At 31.5% G+C, this 12,083-nt stretch carries 12 protein-coding genes; 8 read left to right on the forward strand and 4 right to left on the reverse strand.

Annotation, left to right across the window (positions count from 1 at the left end; genetic code table 11):
* Nucleotides 1-182 precede the first annotated feature (182 nt).
* Both R2808_RS10015 and R2808_RS10020 read left to right on the forward strand, forming a co-directional pair.
* Entirely contained in the window at nucleotides 183-2,015 is a 1,833-nt protein-coding gene (locus R2808_RS10015) for a DEAD/DEAH box helicase (protein ID WP_371270853.1), read from the forward strand.
* A 97-nt stretch (nucleotides 2,016-2,112) separates the two neighbouring features.
* Nucleotides 2,113-2,883: a carboxypeptidase-like regulatory domain-containing protein gene (locus R2808_RS10020; RefSeq protein ID WP_371270855.1), complete on the forward strand. Its 771-nt coding sequence runs from the start codon at nucleotides 2,113-2,115 to the stop codon at nucleotides 2,881-2,883.
* A 384-nt stretch (nucleotides 2,884-3,267) separates the two neighbouring features.
* Here R2808_RS10020 and R2808_RS10025 read toward each other — a convergent pair whose 3' ends face one another.
* Entirely contained in the window at nucleotides 3,268-3,927 is a 660-nt protein-coding gene (locus tag R2808_RS10025; RefSeq protein ID WP_371270856.1) for a TrmH family RNA methyltransferase, read from the reverse strand.
* 42 nt (nucleotides 3,928-3,969) lie between these two features.
* On the opposite strand from R2808_RS10025, the gene R2808_RS10030 reads away from it, so the two are divergent.
* The 5 genes from R2808_RS10030 to R2808_RS10050 all read left to right on the forward strand — a co-directional run bounded on the left by R2808_RS10030 (nucleotide 3,970) and on the right by R2808_RS10050 (nucleotide 8,867).
* Nucleotides 3,970-4,656 (forward strand): NAD-dependent deacylase, encoded by a 687-nt coding sequence (locus R2808_RS10030; protein ID WP_371270857.1) that lies wholly within the window; start codon nucleotides 3,970-3,972, stop codon nucleotides 4,654-4,656.
* Between the two features lie 99 nt (nucleotides 4,657-4,755).
* Nucleotides 4,756-6,102, forward strand: a complete 1,347-nt coding sequence (purB, locus tag R2808_RS10035) for an adenylosuccinate lyase (protein ID WP_371270858.1) — start codon at nucleotides 4,756-4,758, stop codon at nucleotides 6,100-6,102.
* A gap of 55 nt (nucleotides 6,103-6,157) precedes the next feature.
* Nucleotides 6,158-7,078 carry an ABC transporter permease gene (locus R2808_RS10040; protein ID WP_371270859.1) on the forward strand — a complete coding sequence of 307 codons (921 nt, stop codon included), beginning with the start codon at nucleotides 6,158-6,160 and terminating at the stop codon, nucleotides 7,076-7,078.
* Nucleotides 7,071-7,751 carry an ATP-binding cassette domain-containing protein gene (locus R2808_RS10045; RefSeq protein WP_371270860.1) on the forward strand — a complete coding sequence of 227 codons (681 nt, stop codon included), beginning with the start codon at nucleotides 7,071-7,073 and terminating at the stop codon, nucleotides 7,749-7,751. The genes R2808_RS10040 and R2808_RS10045 overlap by 8 nt, the downstream gene beginning before the upstream one ends.
* Before the next feature lie 132 nt (nucleotides 7,752-7,883).
* Nucleotides 7,884-8,867 (forward strand): SH3 domain-containing protein, encoded by a 984-nt coding sequence (locus tag R2808_RS10050; RefSeq protein ID WP_371270861.1) that lies wholly within the window; start codon nucleotides 7,884-7,886, stop codon nucleotides 8,865-8,867.
* Between the two features lie 378 nt (nucleotides 8,868-9,245).
* On the opposite strand, the gene R2808_RS10055 is transcribed toward R2808_RS10050, so the two are convergent.
* Together R2808_RS10055 and R2808_RS10060 are read right to left on the reverse strand one after the other, a co-directional pair.
* Complete coding sequence (locus R2808_RS10055; RefSeq protein WP_371270862.1) at nucleotides 9,246-9,938, reverse strand: SIMPL domain-containing protein; 693 nt, start codon at nucleotides 9,936-9,938, stop codon at nucleotides 9,246-9,248.
* 39 nt (nucleotides 9,939-9,977) lie between these two features.
* Entirely contained in the window at nucleotides 9,978-10,616 is a 639-nt protein-coding gene (locus R2808_RS10060) for a rhomboid family intramembrane serine protease (RefSeq protein WP_371270863.1), read from the reverse strand.
* 70 nt (nucleotides 10,617-10,686) lie between these two features.
* Between R2808_RS10060 and R2808_RS10065 the strand changes: the two genes are divergently transcribed.
* On the forward strand, nucleotides 10,687-11,559 hold the full coding sequence (locus R2808_RS10065) for a lysophospholipid acyltransferase family protein (protein WP_371270864.1): 873 nt from the start codon (nucleotides 10,687-10,689) through the stop codon (nucleotides 11,557-11,559).
* Nucleotides 11,560-11,592: 33 nt separating this feature from the next.
* Here R2808_RS10065 and R2808_RS10070 read toward each other — a convergent pair whose 3' ends face one another.
* Entirely contained in the window at nucleotides 11,593-11,961 is a 369-nt protein-coding gene (locus tag R2808_RS10070) for a hypothetical protein (RefSeq protein ID WP_371270866.1), read from the reverse strand.
* Nucleotides 11,962-12,083: the final 122 nt, after the last annotated feature.

Consider the following 12,083-nt stretch of genomic DNA (forward strand, 5'->3'; position numbering starts at 1 on the left):
TATGAGTTTACTTTCGACTTTTGACTTTTGACTTTTGACTTTTGACTTTTGACTTTTGACTTTTGACATTTATAGTATAAAACAGATTGATTTTCAACAAAATTAAAATTTAAAAAAGTAATAGCCCATATCGCTAAACTGATAACTTTTAACTACCTTTGCACCCAATTTTAAAAATTATAATGAATAAATTTGAACAATTAGGTCTTAACGAATCGCTATTGCTCGCGATTAAAGATCTTGGATTTGAAAATCCATCGGAAGTACAGGAAAAGGCGATTCCTATTTTATTAGAAAAAGACACTGATATTGTTGCATTGGCACAAACAGGAACAGGTAAAACCGCAGCATTTGGTTTTCCTCTTATTCAAAAAATTGATGCCGAAAATCGTAACACACAAGCATTAATTCTTTCTCCAACAAGGGAGTTGTGTTTGCAAATTACCAACGAAATTAAACTGTATTCTAAATACGTTAAAGGATTACATACTGTAGCTGTTTATGGTGGCGCAAGCATTACCGAACAAGCAAAAGAAGTAAAACGTGGTGCACAAATTATTGTAGCTACACCTGGCAGAATGCAAGATATGATTAACCGTGGAATGGTTAACATTAAGAACATCGATTATTGTGTTTTAGATGAAGCCGATGAAATGCTAAACATGGGCTTTTATGAAGATATTACTTCTATTTTAGCCGATACTCCAGAAGAAAAATCGACTTGGTTATTTTCGGCTACAATGCCTAAAGAAGTAGCTAGTATTGCTAAACAATTTATGCACCAACCTGTTGAAATTACTGTAGGGCATAAAAACTCGGGTAACGAAAATGTATCGCACGAATTTTATTTGGTTAGTGGTCGCGATCGTTATGCTGCATTAAAACGTTTGGCCGATGCTAATCCGGATATTTTTTCGGTTGTATTTTGTAGAACCAAACGCGACACGCAAGCCATTGCCGATAAATTAATTGAAGATGGTTATAATGCGGCTGCATTACACGGCGATTTATCGCAAGCACAAAGAGATGGTGTAATGAAGTCTTTTCGTGGCAGACAAATTCAAATGCTTGTAGCTACTGATGTTGCTGCTCGTGGTATTGATGTAGATGATATTACACACGTTATTAACTACCAATTACCAGACGAAATAGAAACCTACACACACCGTTCTGGTCGTACAGGTCGTGCTGGAAAATCGGGTACTTCAATGGTTATTATTACAAAAAGTGAGTTGCGAAAAATTCATCAAATTGAAAAAATAATTAAAACAAAGTTTGAAGAAAAACCTATTCCGTCTGGAATGGAAATTTGCGAAATTCAGTTATTTCACTTAGCAAACCGAATTAAAGATGTAGCAGTTGACCACGAAATTGATAAGTATTTACCTGCTATTGAAGAAGTTTTAAAAGAATTACCAAAAGAAGAACTTATAAAACGAATGGTTTCGGTAGAATTTAACCGATTTTTAGCCTACTACAGAAAATCGAGAGATTTAAGCGCTGTTTCTGTTGGCAATTCTAGAGAACAAGCGCCAAGCGAAGGTGCTGTTCGTTACTTTATAAATATAGGCTCTCGCGATAATTTTGACTGGATGTCGTTAAAAGATTTTTTACGTGACACTTTAGAATTTGGTAGAGACGATGTTTTTAAAGTAGATGTAAAAGAAGGATTTTCTTTTTTTAATACTGATGCTGAACATGTTGACAAAGTAATGGAAACATTAAACAACATTACAGTTGAAGGTCGAAAAATTAATGTAGAAATTTCTAAAAACGACGGCAGTCGTAACAATAGCCGCAGAGACCATGGTGGCCGTAGTAGCAGAAAAGATGGTGGAAGACGCGATGGCGGAAGACGCAGCGAATTTTCTGGTAGAAAAAATGAAACAGCAGGTAGAAAGCGTAGCGATAGAAAAAATGATAGCAAACCTACTGGCGAAAAAAGAGGACGACGCAGTGCTACCGACAATTCTAAAGGTTTTTTTGAAAAAGCAAAACGTTCAAGAAGAAGTTAGTATTAGCGAACAAAAAGCGTTAATTTTCTGATAAAACTAACCTAAAACTATAAAATATCTCATTTTGATTTGTATTTTTGAAACATTGATTATGTATATGCGATATTTTATAGTTTTTTTCTTTTTATATACAACTAGCGTTTGTTTTTCGCAAAACGATACCATTGTGCATGTTATAAAAGGTACTGTTTTAAACTCTCAAACATTATTACCCATGAATAATGTTCATATCATTAATACCACAAAAGTAAAAGGAACGGTATCTGACGGCAATGGCTTATTCGAAATAATGGCGCAAGCAAACGATACTCTTTTGTTTTCGTATTTAGGGTTTGAAACTATTAAGGTTAGAGTTACTAACGATTGGATAAAAAACAAAACAGCAAAAGTAGCATTAACCGAAAAAGCATTTGCACTAGAAGAAGTTGTTATTAAGCAATATAATTTAACAGGATATGTAGAGGTTGATACTCGCCTTATTCCTATTGTTGAAAATAAACGCTATAGCATATCGGGCTTAGACGCTGGCTACGAAGTAGGCGATAAATCGCCTAATGCGGTAACAAAAGTATTACAATCTGTTTTTAATCCTGCCGATTTTCTGTATAATGTTTTTGGTAAACGACCAAGAGAAATGCGAAAGTTGAAAGAAATAAAGAAAGACAATACCATTCGCGATTTATTAGCCACAAAATATGATAGGCAAACAATAGCAGCCCTTTTAGAAGTTGATAAAGACGATATTCCTTTAATTTTACAAAACTGTAACTACTCTGAATATTTTATTAAAACCGCTAACGATTTGCAAATTTTAGATGCTATTAGCGCTTGTTATGAAGAGTATAAAATTTTGAAGAAGAATAAATAGTTTATGTTGAAAGTTGAAAGTTGAAAGTCAAAAGTCAAAAGTTGAAAGTTGAAAGTTGAAAAGTAATTTATATTTCATATTTTATAGTTTCAAGTTTCAAGTTATTTTTTAGTTAGCAGCTCACAGCTAATCACTCATTTTCAAATTTTCAAATTGACTAATTCGCTAATGACTAACAAAAACCAGACTCCTACGGAGTGACAAGTTTGCGTACTGCTACTGTAAACTGAAAACTGAAAACTCACTCATTTTCAAATTTTCAAATTGACTAATTCGCTAATGACTAACAAAAACCAGACTCCTACGGAGTGACAAGTTTGCGTACTGCTACTGTAAACTGAAAACTGAAAACTCACTCATTTTCAAATTTCCAAATTATCTAATTCATAATTCATAAAACTTCTTCTCAATAAAATCAATATCTTTTATCGATTTACGCGTCCAGTCTAAAGTTTTTTCAAATATTTCTTCTTCGGTTAATTGCCATTGCAAGTTTGATCGACGCAAACGAGCTGTAATATCTTGAATGATTATAGCTGCCGAAACCGAAATATTTAAACTTTCGGTAAAGCCAACCATCGGAATTTTAACAAATCCATCGGCTTGCTGCATTATTTCTTCAGATAATCCTTCTTTTTCTGTGCCAAAAAATAAGGCTGAAGGCTTTGTAATGTCAAAATCTTGTAATAAACAAGAATTGTTATGTGGTGTTGTAGCAATTATTTGATAGCCTTTGCTTTTAACAGCATCAATACAACTTTGAATGGTTGAATACCGATTAACATCGACCCATTTTTGAGCACCCATTGCAATTTCTTTATCAATGCGTTTGCCAAATTTTTGCTCAATTACGTGTAGCTCTTGAATACCAAACACTTCGCAGCTTCGCATAACAGCACTAGTGTTGTGCAATTGATACACATCTTCTATAGCAATTGTAAAATGTTGAGTTCTGTTTTGTAGAACACGTTTAAAACCCTCTTTTCGGTTTTCGGTTATAAAACCTTGTAAATATTCTAAAAGTGCCTTTTCTTTGGTATTCATTTATTGTTATCTTTAATGCAAAGTAAGTAATTTTAATTTTTAATGAAAAAATTAGTGGTATTAACTGGTGCTGGCATTAGTGCCGAAAGTGGCATAAAAACCTTTCGCGATGCCAACGGGCTTTGGGAAGGTCATGATGTTATGGAAGTAGCTTCGCCAGAAGGTTGGCAAAACAATCCGGAATTGGTTTTGGATTTTTATAATCAACGTAGAAAGCAATTAAAAGAAGTGTTACCTAATGCGGCGCATTGCATTTTAGCCGAATTAGAAAATTATTTTGAAATTACCATTATTACGCAAAATGTAGATGATTTGCATGAACGTGCCGCAAGTACAAACGTTTTGCATTTACATGGCGAATTGAAAAAAGTGCGAGGAGAATTTTCGGAAAACGAATCCATTTTTTGGGAAGATGATGTAAAAATAGGCGATGTAAACGAAAATGGCGAGCAATTGCGACCTGCAATAGTTTGGTTTGGCGAAGCTGTTCCGTTGTTTAATGAAGCAGTTCAATTGGCGGCAACGGCTGATATATTATTGGTAATTGGCACATCGTTGCAAGTATATCCAGCGGCAAGTTTAATTGAATATCCTAAAACCAATGTGCCGATAATTTATATCGACGCAAATCCTGATTTTGATAAAGTAGATGAAAAGCGTGTTCATATAATGAAAATGTCAGCAAGTGAAGGAATGGAAATTGTAAAAGGGTTGTTGGTTAAAAGTTGAAAGTCGAAAGTTGAATTTTTTCAGAAAAAACTGATGACTTATAACTCATAACTTATCACTTATTACTAAATTTGCATCTTCAAAAAATACAACTCAACAATGCAACAACTTACTGAACTAAATGCTATTTCGCCAGTCGATGGTCGTTATCGAAATAAGACTCAAAACTTAGCACCTTATTTTTCGGAAGAAGCTTTACTAAAATATCGTGTATTAGTAGAAGTCGAATATTTTATTGCGCTTTGCGAAGCAGGAATTCCTCAATTGACAGCAATTAATTCCTCAATTTTTCCAGAATTACGTACTATTTATCAAAACTTTTCTACGAAAGATGCGCTTTGGATAAAAGAAACAGAAAAAACGACCAATCACGATGTTAAAGCAGTAGAATATTTTATTAAACATAAATTCGATGCTTTAGGTTTGGAAAAATATAAAGAATTTATTCATTTTGGGTTAACCTCACAAGATATTAATAACACCGCGATTCCACTTTCTACCAAGGAAGCTTTTGAAAATGTGTATTTACCTAGTTTAGTTGCTGTTATTCAAAAGTTAAAAGATTTATCTGTTGAATGGAATAATGTACCTATGTTGGCTCGTACTCACGGTCAACCTGCCTCTCCTACTCGATTGGGAAAAGAAATTTTAGTGTTTGTAGAACGATTAGAAGAGCAAATGCGTTTGCTATTTAATGTTCCTTTTGCGGCTAAGTTTGGTGGTGCTACAGGTAATTATAATGCGCATAAAATTGCTTATCCAAGTATTGATTGGAAAGCGTTTGGAACAAAATTCGTAGAAGACAGTTTAGGTTTACACCATTCTTTTCCAACCACACAAATTGAACATTACGACCATTTTGCTGCATTTTTTGATGCTTTAAAACGAATTAATACTATTTTAATTGATTTGGACAGAGATATTTGGACGTATGTATCTATGGATTATTTTAAGCAAAAAATAAGAACTGGCGAAATTGGTTCAAGTGCGATGCCGCATAAAGTTAACCCAATTGATTTTGAAAATAGCGAAGGAAATTTAGGAATTGCCAATGCTCTTTTCGAACATTTATCGGCTAAATTACCAATTTCTAGATTACAACGCGATTTAACCGATAGTACGGTTTTACGAAATGTAGGCGTACCGTTTGGACATACAATTATCGCTTTTGAAGCTACCTTGAAAGGGTTGAACAAATTATTGTTAAACGAAGCTAAATTTGCAGAAGATTTAGAGAAAAACTGGGCAGTTGTAGCCGAGGCGATTCAAACTATTTTAAGGAGAGAAGGTTATCCTAATCCGTATGAAACACTAAAAGAACTAACAAGAACAAATACAGTTATTAATAAAAATGCGATTCATAGCTTTATTGAAACGCTTAATGTTTCTGAGGCAATTAAAAACGAATTGAAGCAAATTACACCTAGTAATTATTTGGGAATTTAGTTTATTTTTGGTTCGCAAAACGCTGTAAGCTATTATAAAAAAGCTTAAGCATAACATGAAAGATTATTTTAACTTACAATTTGTAATGACAAACCGAAAGATTAAAGAAACAGGACTCGATCCTTTTCTAGGTTATCTTTTAGGCTTACTAGTATTTGTTTTGCTTTCAGAATATATGTTTAGTAAAACAGCGTTTGCTAAATACTTACTATTGTTAGCTTGCTTTAGCTTGCAATTTAAACTTTCCGAAAAAAACAGAACCGATTTTTTATTAGCCACTTTTGGAAATAAAACAAAAATAAAAATAAGAATATTAGAAAATGTTATTGTTTGTTTACCTTTTGTATTATTTTTATTATACAAAAGTTTGTTTTTTGAAGCTGGTATTTTATTATTGTGTTCCGTTTTTTTTGCTTCATTTTCTTTTCACACCAATTTCGATTTAACAATTCCAACTCCTTTTTCTAAAAAACCTTTCGAATTTTCAACAGGTTTTAGAAAAACCTTTTTCATATTTCTTATTGCTTATGTTTTAACTGTTGTAGCTATAAAGGTTAATAATTTAAATTTGGGAATTTTCGCCTTTTTATTAATTTTTTTAACATCGATAAGTTACTATATTAAACCCGAAAATGAATATTATGTTTGGATTTATTCCGAATCGCCCAACGTTTTTTTACGAAATAAAGTTTTAAAAGCATCTAAAAACGTTACACTTATAGCTATTCCAGTTTTAATAAGTCTTTTGGTATACTATCCAAACGAATTCGGATTAATTCTCATCTTTTTTTTAATTGGACTTTTGTTTCTTTGGACTGTAATTTTTGCTAAATACGCTGCATATCCAAGAGAAATGAATTTAACAGAAGGCATTTTAATTGCACTGGCCATCTCGTTTCCTCCTTTATTATTGATTATTTTACCATTTTTTTACAAAAAATCTATCACTAAATTAAAATATCTATTGAATGATTAAAATTAATAACTTAAACAAAAATTATGGTAATACCAAAGTATTGAAAAACATTTCAATGGAATTTTCAAAAGGAAAAGTGTATGGTATTGTAGGCGAAAATGGAGCAGGAAAAACAACACTATTTAGATGTATTGCAGGTTTAGAAAGTTATAATGGCGAAATAATTTCAGATAAAATTCCTTTAAAAAATAATTTAGGTTTACTTCTTACAGATCCTTTCTTTTTTTCAAAAATAACAGGTAACGAATACATTAGGTTACTTTGCAATGCTCGTGGTAAAACAAATGTACAAATTGACAGTAAAAACATTTTTGATTTACCTCTTAATCAATACGCATCTACATACTCCACAGGAATGAAGAAAAAACTTGCAATTACAGCTATTCTTCTTCAAGAAAATGACTACTTTATTTTTGACGAACCATTTAATGGCATTGATATTCAGAGTAATATAATTTTAACAGAAATAATTTTAAAACTAAAAGAACTCAATAAAATTGTTTTGCTTTCATCACATATTTTTTCGACACTTAACGACACTTGCGATGAAATACATCTTTTAAAAAAAGGAGAACAAATAAAAACTGTTCAAAAAAACAACTTTATTGCCTTAGAAGAAGAAATGAAAAAAATAACCCTTGGAGACCGAATTGAAAAACTTGAACTTAAATAGCTTGTAAATTACCTGAAACGTATTAGATTCTATCTAATTTATGGTAATATTTTATTGCAACAAAACTATTCAGAAAAAAGAATTGTATTCGTTTTTTTATTATATTTATAACAAACTAACAATCAATTTATTATGGAATCGGATAGATATTTTACTAAAATGTCGGTTAGCGAGTTTGAAACGTATATTAAAAACTTGCGCGTTGCCCGAACAATAATTACCTTGCAACAGCACCACACTTACAACCCTAATTACGCTTTATTTACAGGAAATAATCATTTTGAATTGCAAAAGGGAATGCAAAATTACCATGTTAATGAGTTAGGTTGGATGGATATTGGACAGCATTTTACCATTTTTCCCGACGGAAAAATACTTACAGGAAGAAACTTAGAATATTCGCCTGCTTGTATTTATGGGCAAAACCAAAATGCAATTTGTATTGAAAATCTAGGTAATTTTGATACTGGTGGCGATACAATGACAGCACTTCAAAAAGAAGCAATTATTAGGGTTACTGCTGCAATTTGCTATAAGTTTAGCATTCCAGTAAATACTGATAAAATTGTGTACCACCATTGGTTTAAATTAAGTAATGGTGTACGAAACAATGGCGCCGGTGGAAATAAATCGTGCCCAGGCACCAATTTTTTTGGTGGAAACAAAGTAAACGATTGCGAACAAAATTTTATTCCTTTAGTACAGCAAGCCTTAAGCGGGCAAACCAATACTAATTCTTATACTATATTAAAATATGTATCGGTTACGGCTTCATCGTTAAATGTTCGCATTGGTCCTAATACCAGTAATAGTAAAACTAGCGATAGAGAACCTGCTACTTACGGCGCAATTTTAAGGGTGTATGCCGAGCAAAATGGTTGGCTTAAAATTTCGGGGTCAAAAGATCATTGGGTTTATGCTCGCTATACCGATGATGTTATTAGAGCTACTGTAAATGCCGATATTTTAAATGTTCGCAATTTGCCTAGCGTAAACGGTTTAAAAATAGGCTCGGTTTTAAAAGATACCGAAGTTTTTATTTATGAAGAAAGAGACAATTGGTGTCGTATTAGCGTTGAAGAAAAATGGGTTAGTAAACGCTACTTAACATTATAATTTAACGTGAGTTCGATATAACTTTACTTAATTTTTAAAAGTGTATTTCTCATTTTCAGTACTTTACACTTTATTTGTCTTTTTATTATTCATTTTAGCTTTGCTCTGTTCGGCTTTGCCTCGAGTCTTTGCTTGTCCAAAGAAAACGAATCAAAAGAAAGGACACTTTTACGAGGAATTTTTAATCTCTGATTAAAACCGTTTGAAAAACTTTGCGTCGCTTTGCTCCTGTTTTCAAAGCTTTTTCAAACTATTCTGCGTAAAAGCTATGCAATGCTACGCATTGCTTTATAATATTTTTTGTATCGAACTCACGTTAATTTAATAAAAAAGACAACTGTAAACAGTTGTCTTTTTAGTTTATAAATGATTTTAATTTTATTGTAACTCAAATACTACGGCAACCGTACTTAGTATTTCTATTTCGCCTACTGCTAATGTTTCTCTTTGTGGCGCTGCGGCATCCATCATGGCTTCTGCTTTCATCATTCTATACATTGGTGGTTGCGGATAATTAGTTTGTGAATTATCGGAAATAGTTAAGGCTTTTCCTACTTTTTGATTGAGTACTGCAACATAATCTTCTGCTTTTTTCTTTGCATCGCGCATCGCTTCTTGGCGTGCTTGAGCTTCAAACTCTTTTATTTTAGAGGATTTAAATTGAACACCTTGAATTTGATTAATGCCTGTTTCTAACAAATCCATCATTAATTCGTCGTATTTTTTTAAATCTTTTAAATCTATAGTTAAGGTTTGCGAAGCGTAATAGGTATATTTTTTAGTTTTATAATCTTGATTTCGGTATAAAGAAACACGTTGCGTTTGAAAATCTTTATCTGAAATGGCATGTTTTTTAATGGCTTTTAAAACCCTATCTACAATTTCGTCGTTACGTTTTTTAACTTCAACGGCATCTTTACCGTTGTTTTCTACACCTAATGTAATTAAAGCTTCGTCTGGAACTACTTTTATTTTTCCAACTCCACTAACCGAAATAGAAGGAACTTGTTTAATTTCTTGTGCTTGTACCATAATTGTAACTAATGTGAGTACTAAAAATATTTTTTTCATTTTATGTTTTTTATTAGACAAATCAATTCTTATGCCAAACTAAAACTTTTTGTTTTGCTGCATAAAAAACAAAATAATAATAGGAATTAAAAGTAAAACAACCATTTTAGTTTCAGTTGTAATTAAAACAGGAGCTTTTATTAGTGTAAATAAATATCCACCAATGGCTCCGCCAAAATGAGCTGCATGTCCTATATTATCGTTACGCGATTTCATACCGTAAATAGAATACAGCAAATAACCAATACCAAATATATAACCCGGAATAGGAATAATAAAAAACAAGCCCAATGTCATTTCGGGATACAGCAATATAGAACTGTAAATAATACCCATAACTGCGCCCGATGCTCCTACTGCTCTATACGAATACTCATTTTTATACATATAAAATGTGAGTAAATTACCTGCTAAAAGACTCCCGAAATATACAAGTAAAAAGAAAGTGTTTCCAAAAGTTTCGATTACAACAGGTGCAAAAAAATAAAGCGTTATCATATTAAAGGCTAAATGCGTAATATCGGTATGAAGAAACCCCGAAGTAAGCATACGAATTTGTTCTCCTGCTTTTATACTACCTATATGAAACTCGTACTTTCTAAAAAAAGCTGTGTCGTTAAAACCTTTAAAACTTGCTAAACAATTTGCTACTATTACAGTAAGTAAAACAATATTCATACTTTAAAATTTTAGTAAAATTACAAATACAAACTATTTTAATAAAGTATATTTGTAAAAAATAAATTTTATGCAGCGATTAGCCTATATTCTTGTCTATCCTTTGCTATGGATTATTTCTATTTTACCGTTTCCTATTTTATACTTTGTATCAGATTGTATTAGCTTTTTTATCTACCGAATTGTAGGATACCGAAAAGCAACTGTTAGAAAAAACTTAGCCTTAACGTTACCTCATTTATCAAATAATGAACGATTAATTGTAGAAAAAAAATTTTATAAGCATATGGTTGATGTTTTTATGGAAATGATAAAAACAATGACAATATCTGAAAAAGAAATGCAAAAAAGATTTACATTTACTAATCTTGATGTTTTTAAAGAATACGAAAAAAAGCAAAAAAGTATTATTTTATTTTATGCCCATTATGCCAGCTGGGAATGGTCTATAGCATTAGGTGCACACGCTAGCTTTAAAGGTTTTGGTGTGTATAAAAAAATTAAAAATCCTTATATTGATAATTTAGTTCGAAAAATACGTTCAAGGTTTAATGCTACATTAATTGATACAAAATCTACGAAAAGAATAATTACCGAAAATCAACAAAAAGGAATACTTGGTATATATGGCTTTATAAGCGACCAAACTCCTGGTAGAACAAGAACTAAATATTGGGATACTTTTATGGGTCATAAAGTGCCCATACATATTGGTGGCGAAATGCTAGCACGAAATTTAGATATGAATGTACTATATATGCGTGTAATGAAAATAAAACGCGGATATTATGAAGCCACGTTTGTTCCTATGACTGATAATATTAATAGTTTACCCGAGTTTAAAGTTAGCGAGCTTTTTATAAGAGAGGTTGAAAAACAAATTTATGAAGCACCCGAATATTATTTCTGGACACACAAACGATGGAAGTTTAGGGAAGATTAATTTTATTTTGCTTGGATTTTGTTAAATTAATTATCATTCAATTTTGACTCTTTTTATCTTTTTAAGATTACTGTTGTAAAAAATAATAGTATTCTTTTGAATGTTGACTTTAATTAAATAAGTATTTCTAACAATTTCAAAATTTAAGTCACTCGGGCCTAAATAAGAAATTAATACTTTAGCATTCTCATTTTTAACATCAAGCTCTGCTTTTCCATTTAAATCGGAAGATGTTCCTATTATTGGATTAGAATTTTCGACAACTATATTTGCACCAACTATAGGATTTTTTTTACTATACAATAACTCAAAATTTATCTTTTTAAATTCTGTTTGAGAAAAACTAGAAAATGAAAAAAATAAAATACAAAATAATATAATATATAACTTATTATTTTTCATAGATGCAGACTATCTTTTTTACAACTCAACCATTTGCAAGGCTTTATTATATATTTCTTCGTATTTAGGAACAATTTTCTTTACATCAAACAACTTGGCAGTTGCAAAAGCATTGGTTTTAA

Source organism: Flavobacterium sp., assembly GCF_041392005.1.
In the GTDB taxonomy this organism is placed as follows: domain Bacteria; phylum Bacteroidota; class Bacteroidia; order Flavobacteriales; family Flavobacteriaceae; genus Flavobacterium.